This window comes from Virgibacillus sp. JSM 102003 (genome assembly GCF_041949995.1).
Taxonomy (GTDB): Bacteria; Bacillota; Bacilli; order Bacillales; family Amphibacillaceae; genus Lentibacillus.
Map to the genome: position 1 here is coordinate 14,237 of NZ_JBHFQH010000025.1, position 20,870 is coordinate 35,106.

Consider the following 20,870-nt stretch of genomic DNA (forward strand, 5'->3'; position numbering starts at 1 on the left):
AAATCACGCATTAACTACGATGAAATAGGGTTAAAGTACTTTCCGTGTAATAGAGCTGTTATTTTTTAGGCAAACAACTTTACATAAAAAAAAAGACCCCCAACCAATAATGGTTGAGAGCCTTGAAACGTAGATATATTAACGCTTAGAGAATTGTGGTGCACGACGAGCGCCTTTAAGACCGTATTTCTTACGTTCTGTTTCACGTGCGTCACGTGTTAGATATCCTTCGCGTTTTAGGGAACCGCGGTATTCAGGATCTGCTTTTAGAAGCGCACGAGCGACACCGTGGCGGATAGCACCAGCTTGGCCAGTAAATCCTCCACCATGCACGTTTACTAAAACATCATAAGTTCCTTGTGTTTCAGTAGTTGCAAGTGGTTGATTTAAAATTAATAGTTGCGTTTCATATGGAAAGTAGTCTTGTGCATCACGGTCATTTATCACTACACGGCCAGTTCCTGGAACTAGACGTACACGTGCAGTTGATCTTTTACGACGACCAGTGCCGTAGTATTGTACTTGTGCCAATTGATTAACCTCCTTTTAATTATCCACGAAGCTCGTAAACTTCTGGTTTTTGTGCTTGATGATTGTGTTCAGAACCTTTGAATACGTGCAATTTCTTACCCATTTTACGGCCTAAAGGACCTTTTGGAAGCATGCCTTTGATAGCAAGCTCGATCATTTGTTCAGGGTATTTTGTACGCATTTCATTTGCATTGCGTTCTCTTATTCCACCTGGGTGGCCTGTATGACGGTAGTAAATTTTGTCATTCAATTTATTACCTGATAGTTCTATTTTTTCAGCGTTAATAATAATTACATTATCACCTGTATCAGCGTGTGGTGTGTAGGTTGGTTTATGCTTCCCGCGAAGGACTGCAGCAACCTCACTTGCCAGCCGGCCTAAACGTAGACCTTCAGCATCCACAACTAGCCATTTACGTTCAATGTTATTTTCATTAGCCATGAAAGTTGTGCGCATGATGGTTTCCCTCCATATTTCAATAATTCGTTTCAGTTGTTATTCCTATATATTCATCACAATTAGATTCCGGGGCTAATCGCGGTTTTAGAAATAAAATGCCAATAATCATCATATACTATTAGATATACATTTGTCAAGCTTTAGAAGTATTTTTTAAAAGAAGCTTTTTTCGTAAGTTTTGTTGGTTTTTAGCCCCGCATCTGGATTATACTCGCTTTCACATTAATGCTTACATAAGGAGGAGTCCAATCACCGATAGAACTCCGGTGCGGATCCTCGTTCCGTTAATTGAAGGAAAAGTCGCCCAAAAGAGGATGAGATGAATCCTCGTTCCGCTAATTGCCCCAAAACAATGAAAAATAAGGGTGTGAAGCACAAATAGCGGAATGAGGATTACATAAAGTGCTTCAAACACCCAATTTATTGGAAATAACGGAATGAGGATCCGACAAGTCAGCAAAACTAATCTGGTTTCCTCTAAATGCGGTCGCCGGAGTATTTTAGCTCAACAAGGATAGAAAAGGTTTAAAACCCTTTTACTGCTGAGGTTCTTCATACTTGACCTGCCATAAATATAATCCTTGTGCTGGTACAGTTTCCCCTAGTAGTCTCCGGTCCTTTTTTTCCAATAGATCAATAATATCAGATGGCTCACGCCTTCCTTGTCCAATATCCAATAGAGCCCCAATGATAATGCGAACCATATTGTATAAAAAGCCACTTCCACGAAAGATAAACTCGATCTGACTTCCTTCTTTATTGCAGGTTACTTCATACATATGGCGTATTTTACTTCCTTTTATAGTAGCTTTAGCTGATGAAAAGGTAGTAAAATCATGGGTTCCTTCAAAATAACGACAAGCATCTTGCATCGCTTGAATATCAAGGGAATATGGGAATTGGTACAAATAATTTTGCTTAAAAACATCTTTCTCCCGTTCATTCCAGACATAATAACGATACTCTTTCTCGACGACATCATATCGGGCATGGAATGAATCTGGGACTACCTCGACTTGATATACGTTTAAATCGGCAGGCAGAAGGGTGTTGAGCGCTTGTTTCCAATTATGGAAAGGGAGCGTGTAGGGTGTTTTAAAATGGATTGTCTGACCCTTCGCATGCACTCCTGTGTCTGTACGACCAGAAGCATGCACTCGGATGTGCTCCCCTTTATGAATTTTAGTTAAAGCTTTTTCCAATTCTCCTTGAATGGTACGTGTCCTTGGCTGGATTTGAAAGCCTGAAAAGTTCGTACCATCATAGCTTATAACACATTTAATTTTTTCCATGCTTCTTCCAACCCTTCTTGCTGACTAACTCCAGTTTCTTGCAAAAAGCAGACCGGCAACTACGACGACAAACAAAATATAAATAAATATATCACGTTTTTCGATTTTTAACTCCCTTAGTTTTGTTCGGCCTTCCCCTCCATGATAGCCACGTGCCTCCATAGCCATTGCAAGGTCTTCAGCACGCTTGAATGCACTGACGAAAAGTGGAACCAGTAAGGGAACAACTGCCTTCACACGTTCTTTTAGCGGACCAGTCCGAAAATCCACACCTCGTGATGCTTGTGCCCTTGAGATTTTTTCTGTTTCCTGCATAAGCGTCGGAATAAATCGTAAGGAAATAGACATCATGAGTGCAAGCTCATGGACAGGGAATTTTATTTTTTTCAACGGATGTAGTAAATTCTCAATCGCATCTGTGATTTCAATCGGTGTTGTTGTTAAGGTCAGGAGTGATGTTACCAGAATAAGCAGGAAAAACCGCATCGAAATAGCGAATCCTTGAATAAGTGCACCTGAGTAAATTTTAAAACCTAAAAATTCAATGAGTACTGACCCTTCTTTTGTAACGATCAGGTGCAATAAGAACGTAAATACGATTAGGAACCACACTGGTGTTAATCCTTTGATAATATAGTACATTGGAATTCGTGTCGTAAACATACTTGCTAGCGCAAAGGCGGTTAAGATACCGTAGCTTAAAACAGAGTTTGCAAAAAATACGATAAACACAAAAAAGAAAATAATGATAATTTTTGTTCGCGGATCCAACCGATGAATGATAGATTGACCGGGGACATATTGCCCAATGATCAGTGAATTGCTCATGATGATCCAGCTCCTTTTATAACTTGCTGAATCTCACGTGCGATTTCTTCAATTGATTGCCGTCTGTACGGGATACTTTTCCCGAATTTTTCCTCGAAGGCATTTAAAAATTGAATTATATCTGGTACTTCGAGTTGAACCTTTTGAAGTGCTTCTTTCTGAGTGAACACTTCTTCCGGCTTCCCCTCCATATATTTAGTGCCATCGTTTAAAATTATTACATGATCGGCATATGTAAGGGCATCTTCCATACTATGGGTTACAAGAATGGTCGTGAGTCCTTGCCGCTTATGCATTTCATTGAACATATTCATCATTTCTTTTTGGCCACGCGGATCAAGTCCTGCAGTCGGCTCATCCAACACAAGAACCTCAGGCCTTATCGCAAGAACCCCTGCAATAGCTACTCTGCGCATCTGCCCGCCACTCAATTCAAATGGGGAGCGTTTTAATAACTCTTCCGATATTCCTACTTCAGGTGTTATCTCCCGAATCCTTTTTTGAATTTCACCCTTTGCAACATCAAAGTTCTCTGGGCCAAATGCTATATCTTTTTCAACGGTTTCTTCAAATAATTGGTGCTCCGGATATTGAAAAACTACACCAACACGACTGCGTAGTTCTTTCATATTTTTGACTTTGGCATCATTTGTTAAATGAAAATCACCGATCGTAACTTCACCAGAACTAGGTCGAACCAAACCATTGAGATGCTGAATAAGTGTCGACTTACCAGAGCCTGTGTGTCCAATTATTGCTACAAATGAACCTGATGGAATAGTAAAAGAAAGGTCTTCAATAGCTTGATGTGCAAATGGTGTATTTGGTTGGTAAACATAGTTTACGTCTTTGAATGTGATGTCCATAGGTCCTCCAGCAGTTCTACCTGATTTAAAGGTTCATTTGTAATCGATACTCCAGATTTTACTAAAGCATCTGACAAAATAGCAATGAATGGAACATCTAAACCAATTTTCCGCAATTCATCTTTTTGGGCAAAGACTTCACGCGGTGATGCTTCATCCCATATTTCACCTTCATTCATCACAATTACACGCTCAGCTCTAACTACTTCCTGCAGATCATGCGTAATCGTGATCAATGAAAGTTGGTGTTTCTCCTGAACACTTGAAATTGTGTCCATAATTTCTGTTCGGCCTTTTGGATCCAGCATGGCTGTAGCCTCATCCAATATGAGAACCTGCGGGGAAATTGCTAAGACACTTGCGATTGCCACTCGCTGCTTTTGTCCTCCCGAAAGTTTATGGGGTTCAGTCATAAGATAATCCAGCATACCTACTGCTGATAGCGTCTCATTAATTCGTTTAACCATTTCAGGACGTGGTATCCCGCGATTTTCCATACCAAATGCAACATCATCCTGTACAGTTGTTCCAACAAATTGGTTGTCAGGATTTTGAAAAACCATGCCAACATCTTTCCGAATTTCCCAAATAGAATCTTCGGTTACTTGTTTCCCGTTAATAAAGATTGTACCCTCTTGCGGAAAAAGTAAGCCATTCATTAACTTAGCGATAGTTGATTTACCAGAACCATTATGACCTATAATCGCAACTTCCTCGTTTTCATAGATTTCAAACGTGCAGTTTCGCAACACCCAAGGCAGGTCTTCCGTGTACCTGAATGACACATTTCTAAATTCTATTAGCTTTGTTCTCATAGCGATAGTTCCTCCTGCTCTGTTCCATGCTGGGTAGGGCGTAGGTTATATTCGGATTTTCCGGTGGATGTTTTGGGCAGTTCTGTAGATATTCCCGCTCTTCTGTAGATGGTCCCTTCGTACTGTAGCCATCTCCACGTGGCCAACTGTATACAGTCTTCTGCTTATTCAGCATACAAAAAAAGGGCTTGGATTCACCTCATGGAAGAGATTCAGTCCTGCCCCTTAAGCGCACGTATTCATTAAACTAGTTCAATGATTGCCATTTTTGCTCCGTCACCTTGACGAGCTCCCAGCTTAAGAACGCGTGTATATCCGCCTTGTCTGTCTTCGTAGCGTGCAGCGACGTCATCGAAGAGTTTTTGCATAACACTTTCGTTTTCGTTCGCTTCTTGATTATATAAGAAAGCTGCTGCTTGACGACGTGCGTGAAGATCGCCGCGTTTCCCAAGTGTAATCATTTTCTCTACCGCTGATTTTAACTCTTTCGCTTTTGCTTCTGTTGTTTCAACCCGTTCGTGAATAATCAAATCAGATGCAAGGTTGCGAAGTAGTGCCATACGAGCGTCTGTTGTACGACCTAATTTTCTAGCCATGGACTATCCCTCCCTTATACTGTTACATAGATATTAACCTCTTCTAGTAACCTTGATTATTGAACATCTGCGCAGGGCCACGTCCAGCTCCAGCGCCTAACGTCTAGTGAACTTCCTTCCCTGTACTTCAATAAGTCAATCACAAAAGAAAACCACTTTTGGATTTCCTTTATCTTGAACAGGTCAGTCCAGTTCATACGCCGTTGAACAGGCACTTCCGCTTTTGTTCTATTCTAAAGGTGTCTGTATCGATCAGTCGTCGTCACGTAAGCCTAAGCCTAAATCTTCTAGTTTTACTTTTACTTCTTCTAGTGATTTGCGACCCAAGTTACGCACCTTCATCATATCTTCTTCAGATTTATTTGAAAGCTCTTGAACTGTATTAATTCCAGCACGTTTTAAGCAATTATAGGATCTGACAGATAAATCGAGTTCTTCAATTGTCATTTCCATAACTTTTTCTTTTTGATCTTCTTCTTTTTCAACCATGATTTCTGCGTTTTGTGCTTCATCTGTCAAACCTACAAAAATATTCAGATGCTCTGTAAAGACTTTTGCACCTAAAGAAACTGCTTCTTCAGGGCGAATGCTTCCATCTGTAGATACATCCATTGTTAATTTATCGTAGTTTGCAACTTGCCCCACACGGGTATTTTCGACTTGATATGTCACACGTGATACTGGTGTAAAGATTGAATCAACCGGAATTACTCCGATTGGTCGCTCATCATGATTGTTTGCATCGGCTGGACGATAGCCGCGGCCGCGTTCTGCCGTAATCTTCATATGCAATTTACCTTTGCTGTTAATTGTAGCAATTGGTAGATCAGGATTTAATACCTCTACATCACTATCATATGTCAGATCTGCAGCCGTAACTTTTCCTTCTCCCTGCACATCAATCTCTAAGGTTTTCTCTTCTTCAGAGTAAATCTTTAGAGCAAGCTTTTTCAAGTTCAAAATAATTGTTGTTACGTCTTCAGCAACCCCTTCGATTGTTGAAAACTCGTGATGTGCTCCATCCATTTGAACTGATGTAACAGCAGCACCCGGAAGTGAGGATAATAGGATACGACGCAAGGAGTTTCCTAGAGTGGCACCATATCCACGTTCAAGCGGTTCGACGACGAACTTTCCAAACTTAGCATCATCGCTGATTTCTACCGTTTCTATTATTGGTTTTTCAATTTCGATCATTCAATAAAACCCTCCTTTAAAACGTCGAAACCCCGGTTAGACTTATCGTGTCTAACCGAAATTCCTCAAATAGGCAGTTGGCGTTTCTGCGCTATTAATTTCATTCGTACTCTTTTTCCCAGTCGTGTTGTATAGTAAAGTCTGTTCAAAAAGGGAATTTCCCTTATGCTTTATACTTTTAGCTATCATAACCCATTATAGACAGGGTGACAAATTCTATACAGTACAATTATACACGACGACGTTTTGGCGGGCGGCAACCATTATGAGGTACTGGGGTTACGTCACGGATAGCCGTAACTTCCAATCCTGCTGCCTGTAGTGAACGAATTGCTGCTTCACGTCCAGCACCAGGGCCTTTAACAGTTACTTCTAATGTTTTCATACCGTTATCAACTGCAGTTTTTGCTGCTGTTTCAGCGGCCATTTGTGCAGCAAAAGGTGTAGACTTACGAGAGCCCTTAAATCCTAGTGCACCGGAAGAGCTCCAGCCAATAGAATTCCCTTGAACATCCGTAATCGTAACAATTGTGTTGTTAAATGTAGAACGAATGTGTGCAACACCCGTATCAATATTCTTTTTCACACGACGCTTACGCGTATTTGTTTTACGAGCCATTGATTAGCTTACCTCCTTTACGTTACTTTTTCTTGTTTGCCATTGTACGACGCGGACCTTTACGAGTACGTGAATTGTTTTTCGTTTTTTGACCACGCACTGGCAACCCACGACGGTGTCTGATTCCTCGATAAGAACCGATTTCAATTAGACGTTTAATGTTTAGGGATACTTCACGACGAAGATCACCTTCAACTGTAAAGTCGTTAATAGCTTTACGGATATTGCCTAATTCATCTTCTGTCAAATCGCGTACACGAGTACTTTCTGAAACGCCTGCTTCTTTAAGGATTTCCTGTGCAGTAGTTTTTCCAACACCATAAATATAGGTTAATGAAATAACTACACGTTTATCACGCGGAATATCTATACCTGCAATACGTGCCATAGCTCAATGCACCTCCTTGTTTATTAGCCTTGCTTTTGCTTGTGTTTAGGGTTTTCACAAATCACCATTACTTTGCCTTTACGCTTAATAACTTTGCATTTTTCACATATTGGCTTTACAGATGCTCTTACTTTCATCATCTTTACCTCCTTTTATATCGGAGCTCACTCGTCTATTTATAACGGTACGTAATTCGTCCTCTTGTTAAATCATACGGGGAAAGTTCTACCGTCACTTTATCACCAGGTAAAATGCGGATGAAATGCATACGGATTTTACCAGATACATGAGCTAAAACCGTATGGCCATTTTCAAGTTCGACATTAAACTGCGCATTCGGCAATGTTTCAGTTACGGTACCTTCCACTTCAATTACATCGTCTTTCGCCATCGTGTTGATCTCCCTTCATTAAATCAGTCACAATTTCATTGACAAATTTATCTATGGCAAATCGTAATTTACCATTTGTGACACGACCAGTTTCTAGAAGGCTGTTTTGGACTTCCGGAGAAATATAATCCATAACTTCAATATGATGTATATTCTTTTTCTTTGGCCGATCATATTTTCGTTTTTCCCCATCTGCAAGCAAGACAAATCGGTCATCTAATATTTTTAGTATTATCGCATATTGTCCCGCTTCTCGCCCTTGCTTTATACGAACAACTTGACCTATCCGCGGAATCGAATCAGCTTCGCTCAACAACGATCACCTTCACTTAGGCTTTTATTTTAATCCTGCCATCACAGGCACACTACCAGTTGCTATTCTGTGTCACTGTTATATCAAGTAATATGCGTGCTGCCGCATAATATACGACTTCCATTATAACTTTAACAAAAAAGAATTGCATCTATCCTGTGCTGGTAATACAGCCAAAAATGCTTACTTTTCTATTTTCGCCTGAATATCCCGGAAGACTTGATCAATTTCTTGATTACCGTCAACACTTACAAGATATCCTTTTTCTTGATAAAAATCCAATAACGGTTGGGTTTGTTTCATATTGACTTCCAAACGCTTTTTCACCGTTTCTGCTTGGTCATCCTCACGTTGTATCAGTTCAGAGCCATCATTATCACATATCCCTGCCTGTTTAGGAGGATTATACATGACATGATAGGTTGCTCCACAATTCGGACAAATTCTACGACCCGTTAGACGCTCCACTAATTTTTCTTCCGGTACATCTACATGCAGGACATAGTCAATTGATTCCTTCAAGTCGGTTAAAAGAGATTGCAATGCTTCAGCTTGTGCAATAGTTCTTGGAAATCCATCCAATAAAAAACCATTTTTACAATCATCTTTTCCTAAACGTTCTTTTACAATTCCTATTGTTACTTCATCCGGAACAAGTTCACCTTGGTCCATAAATTCTTTAGCCTTCTTACCAAGGTCTGTTCCTTCTTTAATTGCTAATCGGAACATATCTCCTGTTGAAATATGAGGGATGTGATATTTTTCGTTTATTTTTTCTGCCTGTGTGCCTTTACCTGCACCAGGCAGACCCATCAAGATTAAATTCAACAATTTTCCCCTCGCTCTCATTGGCAGCAATCTGTTTTACTTAATAAAACCTTTGTAGTGTCGCTTTACTAACTGGCTTTCCAATTGTTTCATGGTTTGCAGTGCAACACCTACCACGATAAGTAAGCTTGTGCCACCGATTTGTACTGCTTGCGGCAGATCTGCAAGACCACCTAAGAGGATAGGAAGCACAGAAACAGCTGCTAGGAAGATAGACCCTACAAATGTTAAACGATACATAACGCGTGTAAGATACGTTTCTGTATTTTTACCAGGACGAATACCCGGTATATATCCACCTTGTTTTTGCAAGTTCTCTGCCATTTGTTCTGGATTTACTTGAACAAACGTATAAAAATAGGTGAACGCAATGATTAATGCTACATAAATGACCATGCCAATTGGCTGGGTATAATCAAATATCGATTCAATTGTTGCAGCAAACTCATTACCTTCAAATAACCCTGCAACCGTTCTTGGTGCGATAATAAATGCTATTGCAAAAATTACCGGGATAACTCCGGCAGCATTTACTTTTAACGGTAAATGTGTTGAGTGTCCACCCACTGGAGAACGATTTACAAGTTTTTTAGCATATTGAATTGGAATTTTACGCAGAGCTTGCTGGATAAAGATAACACCAACAACTACCGCTACTACCACCAATGCAATTAATGCAACAATTACAATGTTAATAAATAACTCATCACCAGGATCTACAAAATACTGGCTATATAATTGATTTACTCCATTTGGAACCGCTGCTACGATACCAGCAAAAATTAAAATAGAGATTCCGTTTCCAACACCATTTGCTGTGATCTGTTCACCCAGCCACATCAAGAATGTTGTTCCACTTGTTAGTACGAGAGCAATGATAATAAATTTTAATACGCTCGGGTCAGCTATTAATAATCCACCAGCCATTGCATTAAAACCAATTGACATCGCGATCGCCTGGACAAACGCAAGTGCAACTGTGCCGTAACGAGTAATTTGTGCTAACTTCTTGCGGCCCATTTCTCCTTGCTTTTTCCATTCAGTGAACTTTGGTACAACATCCATTTGCAGTAATTGCATAATAATCGCTGCAGTAATGTAAGGCATAATCCCCATCGCAAAAATAGAGAAGTTTTGTAATGCCCCACCACCAAATGTGTTTAAAAAGCCGAATACGTTTTGTGAATTCATAAAATCGATAGCTTCTTTATCTGTATATGGCACTGGAATAAATGTACCAAGACGGAAAACAACTAACATTAATAGTGTAAATATGATCTTCCGTCTAATGTCACCTACTCGCATTAAATTGGAAATCGTACGGAACATTAAATCACCTCTGTTTTACCGCCCGCTGCTTCGATAGCGTCCTTCGCTGAAGCAGAAAACTTATGAGCTTTTACTGTAAGTTTCTTTTCAACAGCACCCTTACCTAGTACCTTGATACCAGCTTTAAGATTGCTAACGGCACCTTCTTCAAGTAATAGCTCAGGTGTAATTTCTGTGCCTTCTTCAAATTTATTTAATGCATCTAAGTTTACAATCGCAAATTCTTTGCGGTGGATATTTGTAAATCCTCGTTTAGGCAAACGTTGGAATAATGGCAATTGGCCACCTTCAAAGCCCGGACGAGTGTTTCCACCTGAACGTGCTTTTTGTCCTTTATGTCCTCTGCCGGAAGTTTTTCCGTTACCAGATGACATCCCACGACCTACACGATTACGCTTTTTACGAGTTCCTTCTGATGCCTTCAATTCATGAAGTTTCATTCGAGCACCTCCTCTTTACGCTAATGTTTAATTAAACTTCTTTAACCGCTATGAGATGAGATACTTTGTTGACCATGCCGCGTACAGCTGGAGTATCTTCACGAACTACGGATTGATGAATTTTTTTCAGACCTAGTGTTTGAACAGTTTGACGTTGTACTTCTGTCCGACCAATAACACTTCGCGTGAGGGTGATTTCTAATTTTTTAGACATAGTATTTCCCTCCTTATCCTAACAGTTCTTCTACAGACTTTCCGCGTAGTTTTGCTACGTCTTCTGCACGTTTTAAGTTTGATAGTCCACTTAGTGTTGCACGAATCATGTTGATTGGTGTATTTGAACCAAGTGATTTTGTTAATATATCGCCGACACCTGCAAGTTCTAGTATAGCACGAACAGGTCCCCCGGAAATAACTCCAGTACCTTCAGTTGCAGGCTTCATCAATACGTTACCTGAACCAAATCTTCCATTAATTTCATGTGGAATAGTTGTTCCAACGATTGGTACTGTGATTAGATTTTTCTTTGCATCATCAACAGCCTTCTTAATTGCTTCTGGTACCTCTTGTGCTTTACCTGTACCAAAACCTACATGGCCATTTTTATCTCCAACTACAACCAATGCAGCAAAGCGGAAGCGACGTCCACCTTTAACAACTTTTGCTACACGGTTGATTGTAACAACGCGTTCTTCAAGATCTAATTTGTTCGGATCAATGCTAGTATGCATCTATGTCCCTCCTTTATCTATCGATTAAAATTCAAGACCTGCCTCGCGGGCAGCATCAGCTAATGCTTTTACACGTCCATGATAAAGGTAGCCTCCGCGATCAAACACAACCGATTTGAAACCTTTATCCTGGGCACGTTTTGCAACCAATTCTCCGATTTGCTTAGCTGCATCTACATTACCTGTTGATTCAATCTTCAATTCGTTATCTTTCGTAGAAGCACTTGCAACAGTAACTCCTTCGCTATCATCAATTAATTGTGCGTAGATGTGTTTATTTGAACGGTACACATTCAGACGAGGCTGTTCAGTCGTTCCAACAACGGATTTACGAACGCGCGCATGTCTTCTCTTGCGTACAGCGTTTTTGTCAGGCTTTGTGATCATCTAGGTCACTCCTTTCTGCTCCCTAACTAACCTTACTTAGCAGTTTTACCTTCTTTTTGTCGTACATATTCACCTTCATAGCGAATACCTTTACCTTTATAAGGTTCTGGCGGTCTGATTGCTCTAATGTTTGCTGCAACCTCTCCAACCAATTCTTTATTAATACCTTTTACGATAATTTGTGTGTTTTTAGGAACATCAATCTCGATACCTTCAATTGGATCAAGTTCGACCGGGTGTGAATAACCTGCGTTAATAACGACTTTATCGCCTTGTTTTAAAGCACGGTAACCAACACCACTGATTTCAAGATTCTTTTCAAAACCTTTATGAACTCCCTCAATCATATTACCAATCAAACTGCGAGTCGTACCATGCAGAGCTCGGTGTTCTTTATGATCACTTGGACGTTCAACAGTTAAAACATTATCTTCTATAACGACTTTCATATCCTGATGAAAATCTCTTGTTAATTCACCTTTAGGGCCTTTTACTGTAGCAGTGTTTCCATTAATGTTTACTTCAACACCTTCTGGAATTTCCACTGGCTTAAGTCCTATACGAGACATCCCATGCACCTCCTGTCTTTAAAAGTATAAATTACCAAACGTACGCTAATACTTCGCCACCAACAGCTTGTGTGCGTGCTTCTTTATCAGAAAGCACTCCATTTGATGTTGATACAACAGCAATACCCAAGCCATTTAGTACACGAGGTACTTCGTCAGCTTTTGCATAGACACGCAAACCTGGCTTACTAATACGTTTGATGCCTGTAATTACTCGTTCGTTGCTTGCACCGTACTTAAGGAAAATACGCAGAACGCCTTGCTTATTGTCTTCAACAAATTCATAATCACGTACAAAACCTTCACGTTTAAGGATATCAGCGATTTCTTTCTTGATTTTTGAAGCCGGAAGCTCTAACTTTTCATGGCGCACCATGTTTGCATTACGAATACGAGTTAGCATATCTGCGATTGGATCTGTCATAACCATTACTACATTACCTCCTTCCCGAATCGGGGTTTACCAGCTTGCTTTTTTGACACCAGGAATTTGACCTTTATAGGCAAGTTCGCGGAAACAAATACGGCAAAGTTTAAATTTACGAATTACAGAGTGTGGGCGTCCACACCGTTCACAACGTGTATATTCACGTACTTTGTACTTTTGTGGGCGTTTTTGTTTCGCAATCATTGATTTTTTAGCCACAATTTTCCCTCCTTGTATTAGCTCCTAGCTTACTTTTGGAAAGGCATGCCTAGCTGAGCTAAAAGTTCACGTGCTTCTTCATCAGTATTGGCAGTTGTTACAATAACAATATCCATACCACGAACTTTACTTACTTTATCATAGTTGATTTCTGGGAAAATTAGCTGTTCTTTAACACCTAATGTATAGTTACCACGACCATCAAATGCTTTCTTTGAAATACCACGGAAATCACGAACACGTGGAAGTGATACTGCAATAAGCTTTTGCAGAAATTCATGCATACGTTCGCCGCGAAGCGTCACCTTTGCTCCAATTGGCATTCCCTCACGTAAACGAAATCCGGCAATTGACTTTTTAGCACGAGTCACTATCGGTTTTTGCCCAGAAATTAGTCCAAGTTCTTCTACTGCATTATCCAATGCTTTTGAATTCTGAACTGCATCACCAACACCCATGTTTACAACAATCTTTTCAATAGCTGGTGCCTGCATTACAGAATCATAATTAAATTTATTCATTAATGACGGCAGTACGTCGTCTTGATACTTTTGTTTAAGTTCATTCATCATGTCGCCCTCCTTTCACAGCACAAACTATTTATCCAATGCTTCACCGGATTTTTTAGCGATGCGGACTTTTTTCCCGCCACGATCTTCATATCCAACACGAGTTGGTTCACCGGATTTTGGATCTAATGGCATAACGTTAGAAACATGAATTGGTGCTTCCTGGTTAAGAATTCCACCTTGTGGATTGTCTTGAGAAGGCTTTGCGTGCTTTTTGATCATATTGATTCCTTCTACTAAGACACGTTCTTTTTTAGGATATGCTTCTAAAATAGTCCCTTGTTTATCGCGGTCTTTACCGGAAATTACTTTGACTTTATCACCTTTTTTTACATGCATGCTTTACGCACCTCCTTGACAAGGCTTTTCATTACTCTTTATAGAACTTCTGGAGCTAGAGATACGATTTTCATGAATTTTGCATCACGTAATTCACGTGCAACTGGTCCGAAGATACGAGTACCTCGTGGACCTTTATCATCACGGATAATTACGGCAGCATTTTCATCAAAACGAATATATGATCCATCTTTACGGCGCATTCCTGTTTTTGAACGTACGATAACGGCTCTTACAACTTCACCTTTTTTAACAACGCCACCTGGTGTTGCGTGTTTTACAGAACAAACAATTACATCACCAATGTTAGCTGTTTTACGTCCAGAACCACCCAATACTTTAATGGTTAATACTTCACGAGCACCAGAGTTATCTGCAACTTTTAAACGAGTTTCTTGTTGAATCATATCGCTGTGACCTCCCTTCGGATACCTTCCGAGCGAACTTTATTATATTATTACCGCTTCTTCAACGATTTCAACTAGACGGAAACGTTTAGTTGCTGATAGCGGACGAGTTTCCATGATTTGAACAACATCACCATTTTTAGCTTGGTTATTTTCATCATGTGTTTTGAATTTTTTAGAGTACTTTACACGCTTACCGTATAGTGAATGAAACTTGTAGGTTTCAACTAAAACAGTAATTGTTTTATCCATTTTGTCTGAAACGACACGGCCTGTATATACTTTACGATCATTACGCTCAGTCATTGAGGTTATCCTCCTCTCTTGTTTCAGTTATTCACGCTTACTTCACGTTGACGTACAACTGTTTTCATACGAGCAATAGACTTTCTTACCTCACGAAGACGTGCGGTATTTTCCAATTGGCCTGTTGCTAGCTGAAAGCGTAAATTAAATAGTTCTTCTTTTAACGATTTAACTTTTTGTTCAATTTCGGCAGTGGTTAGTTCTCTAATTTCATTAGCCTTCATTGATTTCACCACCAATTTCTTCACGTTTTACAAATTTAGTTCGAATCGGCAGTTTGTGAGAAGCAAGACGCAACGCTTCACGTGCAACTTCTTCTGGTACACCAGCGATTTCAAACATAATTTTTCCTGGTTTAACTACTGCAACCCATCCTTCTGGAGCACCTTTACCGGAACCCATACGGACCTCTAGGGGTTTTGCAGTATATGGTTTGTCAGGAAAGATTTTAATCCAAACTTTACCGCCACGTTTCATGTAACGAGTCATTGCAATACGAGCAGCCTCGATTTGACGACTTGTAATCCAAGAAGCCTCAAGTGCTTGCAGGCCATATTCACCAAAAGCCACTGTAGTTCCACCTTTAGCACGGCCATTCATTTTACCACGATGTTGCTTACGATATTTTACACGTTTAGGCATTAACATAATGCATTTCCCCCTTCCTTACTTATTAGTTTTAGTTGGAAGGACTTCTCCACGATAGATCCACACTTTTACGCCCAACTTGCCATAAGTTGTGTCAGCTTCTGCTGTGCCATAGTCAATATCAGCACGTAATGTGTGTAGTGGTACTGTTCCTTCGCTATAATGTTCCGCACGAGCGATGTCTGCGCCGCCTAGACGTCCGGATACTTGTGTTTTAATTCCTTTTGCTCCTCCGCGCATTGCACGTTGGATAGTTTGCTTCTGTGCACGACGGAATGAAATACGATTTTCTAATTGACGAGCAATGTTATCAGCAACGAGTGTAGCGTTTAAATCAACTTTCTTGATTTCAACGATGTTGATGTGAACACGTTTGCCAGTCAGACTGTTTAATGATTTACGTAGAGCTTCTACTTCGGAACCGCCCTTACCAATAACCATTCCTGGCTTACCAGTGTGAATGGTAATGTTTACACGGTTTGCTGCACGTTCGATGTCGATAGAAGAAACAGCAGCAATGCGTAAGCGATTTTCAAGATATTCTCTAATCTTAATATCTTCATGTAGTAAGTCTGCATAGTCTTTGCCTGCATACCACTTTGACTCCCAGTCACGAATGATACCGACGCGAAGACCTTTTGGATTTACTTTTTGACCCACTGACTATCCCTCCTTCTTTTCAGTTACAACCACTGTAATATGGCTTGTGCGTTTGTTGATTTTACTTGCACGTCCTTGTGCACGTGGACGAAAACGTTTCAATGTAGCACCTTCATTTACAAATACTTCAGAAACTACCAGATTATCTGCTTCCATTTCATAGTTGTGTTCCGCATTCGCAATTGCAGAATTTAGTACTTTTTCTACAACTGGAGAAGCACCACGTTGTGTATGGCGTAGTATTCCTACTGCTTCACCAACTTCTTTTCCTCGAATCAAATCTACGACTAAACGAACTTTACGAGGAGCAATACGAACAGATTTCGCAACGGCTTTAGCTTGCATGTGGAGCGCCTCCTCTCATTAGCGTTTTGTTTTCTTATCATCGCCACCGTGACCTCTATAAGTACGGCTTGGCGCGAATTCACCTAATTTATGTCCGACCATATCTTCTGTTACATAGACAGGTACGTGTTTACGTCCGTCATAGACAGCAATCGTATGACCAACAAAAGTAGGGAAAATTGTTGAACGACGAGACCAAGATTTAACTACTTGTTTCTTGTCAGATTCATTTAACGTATCAATCTTTTTCAATAGATGGTCATCTGCAAAAGGTCCCTTTTTCAAGCTACGACCCATGGATAAACCTCCTTTCGTAATTGAACGACGGATCTTATCGCCCGTCGTCTCATCCGTTTATTTTTTACGCTTACGAACGATATATTTATCTGTAGGTTTGTTACGCTGACGCGTCTTGTAACCAAGAGTAGGTTTACCCCAAGGTGACATTGGTGATTTACGTCCGATTGGCGCACGTCCTTCACCACCACCGTGTGGGTGATCATTAGGGTTCATAACAGAACCACGGACAGTCGGGCGCTTGCCTAACCAGCGGGAACGACCAGCTTTACCTATCGTTACAAGCTCATGCTCAAGATTTCCAACCTGACCGATTGTTGCACGACAAGAAGATAATACCAAACGAACTTCGCCTGATTTCAAGCGTACCAACGTATATTTATCTTCGCGACCAAGAATCTGTGCTTCAGCTCCAGCCGAGCGCACAAGTTGTCCGCCACGTCCAGGCTTCAACTCAATGTTATGAATAATAGTACCTACTGGGATGTTTTGAAGCGCAAGAGCATTACCAAGTTTGATATCTGCTTGTTCACCAGATTCAATTTGCTGTCCTACTTTGATTCCTTTTGGCGCTAATATATAACGCTTTTCTCCGTCTGCATAATGAATTAATGCAATATTAGCCGAGCGGTTCGGATCATATTCCACTGTAGCAACGCGTCCAGGTATTCCATCTTTATCACGCTTAAAGTCGATAATACGGTATTGGCGCTTATGACCTCCGCCTTTATGACGAACTGTAAGCTTACCTTGGTTGTTACGACCTCCACGCTTGTAAATTGAACTTAATAGAGATTTTTCCGGAGTGTCCGTTGTAACCTCTGCAAAGTCAGATGAAGACATGAAACGTCTGCCGTTTGTTGTTGGTCTGAATTTTTTAATAGCCATTTTGTTTTCCCTCCTTCACTAGTTTCTGTAGTTAACCTTCAAAGAAGTCTAGGTCTTTACTATCTTCCGAAAGCTGCACAATAGCTTTTTTACGATCTGAACGGTATCCGCCATAACGGCCCATTCGCTTGAATTTACCTTTAATATTCATCGTGTTTACTTTGTCTACCTTCACACCAAATACTAGTTCAACAGCATCTTTAATCTCTGTCTTGTTAGCCTTTGGAGTTACTTCAAACGTATATTTCTTTTCTGCCATTAAGTCAGCAGAACCTTCTGTAATGACAGGGCGCTTTATAATATCACGTGGATCTTTCATTATGCAAGCACCTCCCCTGCTTTTTCAGCTGCATCCTTGGTTATGATCAGCTTGTCATGCGTAAGCAAGTCTAGTACATTTACTTCTTCTACAGTAAGTACATTTACCTTCTGAAGATTGTTTGCAGAGCGAACTACTGTTTCATCTCTGTCAGCTGTTACGATCAATACTTTTTTATCTGCATTAAGCGCATTTAGCATTTGTACTACTTCTTTTGTTTTTGGAGCATCAATTGCAATGTTTTCCACTACAATTAAGTCCTCTTCCTTTGCTTTTGAAGAAAGTGCAGACTTAAGAGCTAGACGACGTACTTTTTTCGGCAATTTGTAGCTATAGCTACGTGGTGTTGGACCAAATACGGTTCCGCCACCTACCCATTGCGGTGAACGAGTTGAACCTTGACGTGCACGACCTGTCCCTTTTTGTCTCCACGGTTTAGCACCGCCGCCGCGAACTTGTGAACGGTTCTTAACAGCATGTGTGCCTTGACGTAGTGATGAACGTTGCATTAGTACTGCTTCATTCAAAACATGTGTGTTCGGCTCGATACCGAATACGGAGTCATTTAATTCAAAATCTCCGGCTTTAGATCCATCTTGTTTTAATAGTGCTACTTTAGGCATGACATATCCTCCCTTCGTGTATATGATTAGTTAGCCTTTAATGCACTCGCAATTCTTACGAATGATTTTTTTGCACCAGGAATATTACCTCTGATTAAAAGAAGATTACGTTCTGTATCTACTTTTACAATATCTAGGTTTTCAATAGTGATTTGTTTACCACCCATTTGACCTGGAAGTTTCTTGCCTTTGAAAACGTGTGCTGGATCAGACATTGCTCCCATTGAACCTGAACTTCTGTGGAAATGAGAACCATGTGATGATGGGCCACGTTGTTGATTGTGACGTTTGATAGACCCCTGGAAACCCTTCCCTTTGGAAGTTCCAGTAACATCAACCTTATCGCCAGTTTGAAAAACATCAACGCTGATCTCTTGACCAACATCATATTCATCAAGATTTGCGGTACGGAATTCACGAACGCAGCGCTTAGGGGCTGTGTTTGCTTTATCAGCATGGCCTTTTTCCGCTTTGTTTGTACGTGATTCCTTTTCATCTGCAAAACCGATTTGTAGTGCTTCATAGCCATCATTTTCAAGTGTTCTTTTTTGTAATACTACGTTTGGCTCAGCTTGAACTACTGTTACCGGGACTAATTCTCCCTCGTCAGAAAATAACTGAGTCATGCCGATTTTACGACCTAAGATTCCTTTCGTCATCCGTTACACCTCCTATATAATTCAATTATTTATAATTTAATTTCAATATCCACACCAGATGGTAAGTCAAGACGCATTAGTGAATCAACTGTTTGTGGTGTTGGATTAACAATGTCGATCAAGCGCTTATGAGTACGCATTTCGAACTGCTCACGAGCATCTTTGTATTTGTGCACGGCACGCAATACAGTGTAAACAGATCTTTCTGTAGGCAACGGAATCGGTCCAGAAACATTTGCACCTGAACGCTTCGCTGTATCTACAATCTTTTCAGAAGACTGATCTAAAATACGGTGATCATATGCTTTTAATCGAATTCTAATCTTTTCTTTTGCCATTATTTTCCCTCCTTTTCGCCCATTTTATAATAGACATTCTCCGTGAAAATTTCTTGACCATCCGCCATGGCAAAGGGGCCGGGTGTGTCAACAACCTTTCACTTCATCGCCTTTTTTTGACCAACATTAATATTATAAAGAAAAAACGCGGTCAGTGCAACCTTTTTTTATGGATAACTATTTGATTGCACATCTATGTATTATACAAACTTATTCCGCTGATTGCAAGGAGTTAGAGAAATTTTTTTGTAGAAATTTGCTTAAATCAGAAGTCGGAGTCCAATATGGTCTAATTAAGTTCTGTTGATTGGGTTTTGGGTACTCGTCCTTAACCTCTCATTTCATATTGTGCGTTATAAAATGTTGTATCTATGTATCTCCGTTCAATTGTTGCGGCAAGCATCCCCTACCTCATGATAACGCTCCGGAAATTCACTACGCTTACTTTAGCGCATGAAGTTTGCTACTCGGATTGATGAGGATCTGACAAACGAGCGCAATGAATCCTCATTCCGCTAAATAGCAGAAAAGGTGCTCTTGGACGGGTGAGACGGATCCTCGTTCCGCTAATAGCAGAAAATCAGCCAATTTTGAGGTGAAAATGACAAATATCGGAACGAGGATCCGAACCCAAGCTAAAAACGTGGATTTTCAAGGAAATAACGGAATGAGGATCCGCCAGACCACGATCCGGTGTCGGCAAAACCTCAAATTCGCTATTCTAATTTATGATAGCTGGTGCCTGCACATACTACAGCCAGATTCTTACCTGCTGAAAAGAGCCAAAAGAACAAAAGCGCAAGTGCCTGTTCAGCGTCGTATGGACTGCGCTCAGCGCATCGCGGGTGGGTCGACGTTGCCGCGCAAAGCGGCAGTGTTAGCGGTCTTCCTTTTCCCGTGTGAGATAAAGGATACACGAAGAGCGTAACGGATTCGATGTTGACTTATCGTAGACACGGGGAGGGAAGTCCACTAGGTGCTAGGCTCTGGCCGGTGAGAACGCCACGTCCTTTGGCGTCACCGGCACTAGTACGTCCTGTACGTCGGAGCTGGACATCGCTGATTCTGATGCCCAATTATCCACAGTGCCTAAATTTTATAATTTCCTATACAAAAAACGGTTCTAAGTCAAATGTTGGGGTGAGCGACTGCTCACTCCTTATTTATGCCACCCTTAGATTCACATTTTTATATTGATGATGTAATAACACCTTTAAACGAAAGCGATCAAATCGCCTAAATCCAA

The 20,870-nt window shown here is 40.6% G+C and carries 36 protein-coding genes; all 36 read right to left on the reverse strand.

The genetic code is table 11. The features are described 5' to 3' along the window. Window positions 1-138 precede the first annotated feature (138 nt). Entirely contained in the window at window positions 139-531 is a 393-nt protein-coding gene (gene rpsI / locus ACE1TG_RS18970) for a 30S ribosomal protein S9 (protein ID WP_092494481.1), read from the reverse strand. Between the two features lie 19 nt (window positions 532-550). Continuing rightward, the gene (gene rplM, locus ACE1TG_RS18975; RefSeq protein ID WP_375053977.1) at window positions 551-988 is read right to left on the reverse strand and encodes a 50S ribosomal protein L13; all 438 of its coding nucleotides are present in this window, start codon (window positions 986-988) and stop codon (window positions 551-553) included. 539 nt (window positions 989-1,527) lie between these two features. Beyond that, complete coding sequence (gene truA, locus ACE1TG_RS18980) at window positions 1,528-2,283, reverse strand: tRNA pseudouridine(38-40) synthase TruA (RefSeq protein ID WP_375053978.1); 756 nt, start codon at window positions 2,281-2,283, stop codon at window positions 1,528-1,530. A 24-nt stretch (window positions 2,284-2,307) separates the two neighbouring features. After that, entirely contained in the window at window positions 2,308-3,111 is an 804-nt protein-coding gene (locus ACE1TG_RS18985) for an energy-coupling factor transporter transmembrane component T family protein (RefSeq protein WP_375053979.1), read from the reverse strand. Further along, entirely contained in the window at window positions 3,108-3,977 is an 870-nt protein-coding gene (locus tag ACE1TG_RS18990; protein WP_375053980.1) for an energy-coupling factor ABC transporter ATP-binding protein, read from the reverse strand. Before ACE1TG_RS18990 ends, ACE1TG_RS18985 begins: the two co-directional genes overlap by 4 nt. Then, the gene (locus ACE1TG_RS18995; protein WP_375053981.1) at window positions 3,953-4,792 is read right to left on the reverse strand and encodes an energy-coupling factor ABC transporter ATP-binding protein; all 840 of its coding nucleotides are present in this window, start codon (window positions 4,790-4,792) and stop codon (window positions 3,953-3,955) included. The genes ACE1TG_RS18990 and ACE1TG_RS18995 overlap by 25 nt, the downstream gene beginning before the upstream one ends. Before the next feature lie 242 nt (window positions 4,793-5,034). Continuing rightward, window positions 5,035-5,388, reverse strand: a complete 354-nt coding sequence (rplQ, locus tag ACE1TG_RS19000; protein ID WP_375053982.1) for a 50S ribosomal protein L17 — start codon at window positions 5,386-5,388, stop codon at window positions 5,035-5,037. A gap of 252 nt (window positions 5,389-5,640) precedes the next feature. Then, window positions 5,641-6,585 (reverse strand): DNA-directed RNA polymerase subunit alpha, encoded by a 945-nt coding sequence (locus ACE1TG_RS19005; protein ID WP_375053983.1) that lies wholly within the window; start codon window positions 6,583-6,585, stop codon window positions 5,641-5,643. A 229-nt stretch (window positions 6,586-6,814) separates the two neighbouring features. Further along, window positions 6,815-7,204 (reverse strand): 30S ribosomal protein S11, encoded by a 390-nt coding sequence (gene rpsK, locus ACE1TG_RS19010; protein ID WP_092494489.1) that lies wholly within the window; start codon window positions 7,202-7,204, stop codon window positions 6,815-6,817. Window positions 7,205-7,226: 22 nt separating this feature from the next. Then, window positions 7,227-7,592 carry a 30S ribosomal protein S13 gene (rpsM, locus tag ACE1TG_RS19015; RefSeq protein WP_375053984.1) on the reverse strand — a complete coding sequence of 122 codons (366 nt, stop codon included), beginning with the start codon at window positions 7,590-7,592 and terminating at the stop codon, window positions 7,227-7,229. A 23-nt stretch (window positions 7,593-7,615) separates the two neighbouring features. After that, a complete protein-coding gene (rpmJ, locus tag ACE1TG_RS19020; RefSeq protein WP_010095733.1) occupies window positions 7,616-7,729 on the reverse strand; it encodes a 50S ribosomal protein L36 in 114 nt (37 codons plus the stop codon). Between the two features lie 35 nt (window positions 7,730-7,764). Then, window positions 7,765-7,983: a translation initiation factor IF-1 gene (gene infA, locus ACE1TG_RS19025; RefSeq protein ID WP_156645092.1), complete on the reverse strand. Its 219-nt coding sequence runs from the start codon at window positions 7,981-7,983 to the stop codon at window positions 7,765-7,767. After that, a complete protein-coding gene (locus tag ACE1TG_RS19030) occupies window positions 7,961-8,296 on the reverse strand; it encodes a KOW motif-containing protein (RefSeq protein ID WP_375053985.1) in 336 nt (111 codons plus the stop codon). Before ACE1TG_RS19030 ends, infA begins: the two co-directional genes overlap by 23 nt. Window positions 8,297-8,479: 183 nt before the next feature. Beyond that, window positions 8,480-9,124, reverse strand: coding sequence for an adenylate kinase (locus tag ACE1TG_RS19035; protein WP_375053986.1), 645 nt, complete (start codon window positions 9,122-9,124; stop codon window positions 8,480-8,482). 36 nt (window positions 9,125-9,160) lie between these two features. After that, a complete protein-coding gene (gene secY / locus ACE1TG_RS19040) occupies window positions 9,161-10,453 on the reverse strand; it encodes a preprotein translocase subunit SecY (protein ID WP_375053987.1) in 1,293 nt (430 codons plus the stop codon). Next, complete coding sequence (gene rplO, locus ACE1TG_RS19045; protein WP_375053988.1) at window positions 10,453-10,893, reverse strand: 50S ribosomal protein L15; 441 nt, start codon at window positions 10,891-10,893, stop codon at window positions 10,453-10,455. The genes secY and rplO overlap by 1 nt, the downstream gene beginning before the upstream one ends. 31 nt (window positions 10,894-10,924) lie before the next feature. Further along, window positions 10,925-11,107, reverse strand: coding sequence for a 50S ribosomal protein L30 (gene rpmD, locus ACE1TG_RS19050; protein WP_092494496.1), 183 nt, complete (start codon window positions 11,105-11,107; stop codon window positions 10,925-10,927). Window positions 11,108-11,120: 13 nt separating this feature from the next. Further along, window positions 11,121-11,624, reverse strand: a complete 504-nt coding sequence (gene rpsE / locus ACE1TG_RS19055; protein ID WP_375053989.1) for a 30S ribosomal protein S5 — start codon at window positions 11,622-11,624, stop codon at window positions 11,121-11,123. A 24-nt stretch (window positions 11,625-11,648) separates the two neighbouring features. Beyond that, a complete protein-coding gene (gene rplR / locus ACE1TG_RS19060; RefSeq protein ID WP_375053990.1) occupies window positions 11,649-12,011 on the reverse strand; it encodes a 50S ribosomal protein L18 in 363 nt (120 codons plus the stop codon). 32 nt (window positions 12,012-12,043) lie between these two features. After that, window positions 12,044-12,580, reverse strand: coding sequence for a 50S ribosomal protein L6 (gene rplF / locus ACE1TG_RS19065; RefSeq protein ID WP_375053991.1), 537 nt, complete (start codon window positions 12,578-12,580; stop codon window positions 12,044-12,046). A gap of 31 nt (window positions 12,581-12,611) precedes the next feature. Beyond that, window positions 12,612-13,010, reverse strand: coding sequence for a 30S ribosomal protein S8 (gene rpsH, locus ACE1TG_RS19070; RefSeq protein WP_375053992.1), 399 nt, complete (start codon window positions 13,008-13,010; stop codon window positions 12,612-12,614). Between the two features lie 30 nt (window positions 13,011-13,040). Continuing rightward, window positions 13,041-13,226, reverse strand: a complete 186-nt coding sequence (locus tag ACE1TG_RS19075; protein WP_092494501.1) for a type Z 30S ribosomal protein S14 — start codon at window positions 13,224-13,226, stop codon at window positions 13,041-13,043. A 29-nt stretch (window positions 13,227-13,255) separates the two neighbouring features. Continuing rightward, window positions 13,256-13,795: a 50S ribosomal protein L5 gene (gene rplE, locus ACE1TG_RS19080; RefSeq protein WP_375054005.1), complete on the reverse strand. Its 540-nt coding sequence runs from the start codon at window positions 13,793-13,795 to the stop codon at window positions 13,256-13,258. Window positions 13,796-13,822: 27 nt separating this feature from the next. Further along, window positions 13,823-14,134, reverse strand: coding sequence for a 50S ribosomal protein L24 (gene rplX / locus ACE1TG_RS19085; protein ID WP_375053993.1), 312 nt, complete (start codon window positions 14,132-14,134; stop codon window positions 13,823-13,825). Window positions 14,135-14,172: 38 nt separating this feature from the next. Further along, complete coding sequence (gene rplN, locus ACE1TG_RS19090; protein ID WP_375053994.1) at window positions 14,173-14,541, reverse strand: 50S ribosomal protein L14; 369 nt, start codon at window positions 14,539-14,541, stop codon at window positions 14,173-14,175. A 42-nt stretch (window positions 14,542-14,583) separates the two neighbouring features. Further along, window positions 14,584-14,847 (reverse strand): 30S ribosomal protein S17, encoded by a 264-nt coding sequence (gene rpsQ, locus ACE1TG_RS19095; RefSeq protein WP_209481473.1) that lies wholly within the window; start codon window positions 14,845-14,847, stop codon window positions 14,584-14,586. 23 nt (window positions 14,848-14,870) lie between these two features. Then, entirely contained in the window at window positions 14,871-15,071 is a 201-nt protein-coding gene (gene rpmC / locus ACE1TG_RS19100) for a 50S ribosomal protein L29 (protein WP_375053995.1), read from the reverse strand. After that, on the reverse strand, window positions 15,061-15,495 hold the full coding sequence (rplP, locus tag ACE1TG_RS19105; protein WP_092494506.1) for a 50S ribosomal protein L16: 435 nt from the start codon (window positions 15,493-15,495) through the stop codon (window positions 15,061-15,063). Before rplP ends, rpmC begins: the two co-directional genes overlap by 11 nt. 18 nt (window positions 15,496-15,513) lie before the next feature. Beyond that, entirely contained in the window at window positions 15,514-16,155 is a 642-nt protein-coding gene (gene rpsC / locus ACE1TG_RS19110) for a 30S ribosomal protein S3 (RefSeq protein WP_375053996.1), read from the reverse strand. 3 nt (window positions 16,156-16,158) lie between these two features. Then, window positions 16,159-16,500 carry a 50S ribosomal protein L22 gene (gene rplV / locus ACE1TG_RS19115; RefSeq protein ID WP_092494508.1) on the reverse strand — a complete coding sequence of 114 codons (342 nt, stop codon included), beginning with the start codon at window positions 16,498-16,500 and terminating at the stop codon, window positions 16,159-16,161. Window positions 16,501-16,518: 18 nt separating this feature from the next. Next, window positions 16,519-16,797 (reverse strand): 30S ribosomal protein S19, encoded by a 279-nt coding sequence (rpsS, locus tag ACE1TG_RS19120; protein WP_375053997.1) that lies wholly within the window; start codon window positions 16,795-16,797, stop codon window positions 16,519-16,521. A gap of 57 nt (window positions 16,798-16,854) precedes the next feature. Next, window positions 16,855-17,685 carry a 50S ribosomal protein L2 gene (rplB, locus tag ACE1TG_RS19125; RefSeq protein ID WP_375053998.1) on the reverse strand — a complete coding sequence of 277 codons (831 nt, stop codon included), beginning with the start codon at window positions 17,683-17,685 and terminating at the stop codon, window positions 16,855-16,857. 31 nt (window positions 17,686-17,716) lie between these two features. After that, window positions 17,717-18,004, reverse strand: a complete 288-nt coding sequence (gene rplW, locus ACE1TG_RS19130; RefSeq protein WP_375053999.1) for a 50S ribosomal protein L23 — start codon at window positions 18,002-18,004, stop codon at window positions 17,717-17,719. Further along, entirely contained in the window at window positions 18,004-18,627 is a 624-nt protein-coding gene (gene rplD / locus ACE1TG_RS19135; RefSeq protein WP_375054000.1) for a 50S ribosomal protein L4, read from the reverse strand. Before rplD ends, rplW begins: the two co-directional genes overlap by 1 nt. 26 nt (window positions 18,628-18,653) lie before the next feature. Further along, window positions 18,654-19,286, reverse strand: coding sequence for a 50S ribosomal protein L3 (gene rplC / locus ACE1TG_RS19140; RefSeq protein ID WP_375054001.1), 633 nt, complete (start codon window positions 19,284-19,286; stop codon window positions 18,654-18,656). Window positions 19,287-19,315: 29 nt separating this feature from the next. Then, complete coding sequence (gene rpsJ, locus ACE1TG_RS19145; protein ID WP_375054002.1) at window positions 19,316-19,624, reverse strand: 30S ribosomal protein S10; 309 nt, start codon at window positions 19,622-19,624, stop codon at window positions 19,316-19,318. Window positions 19,625-20,870 lie beyond the last annotated feature (1,246 nt).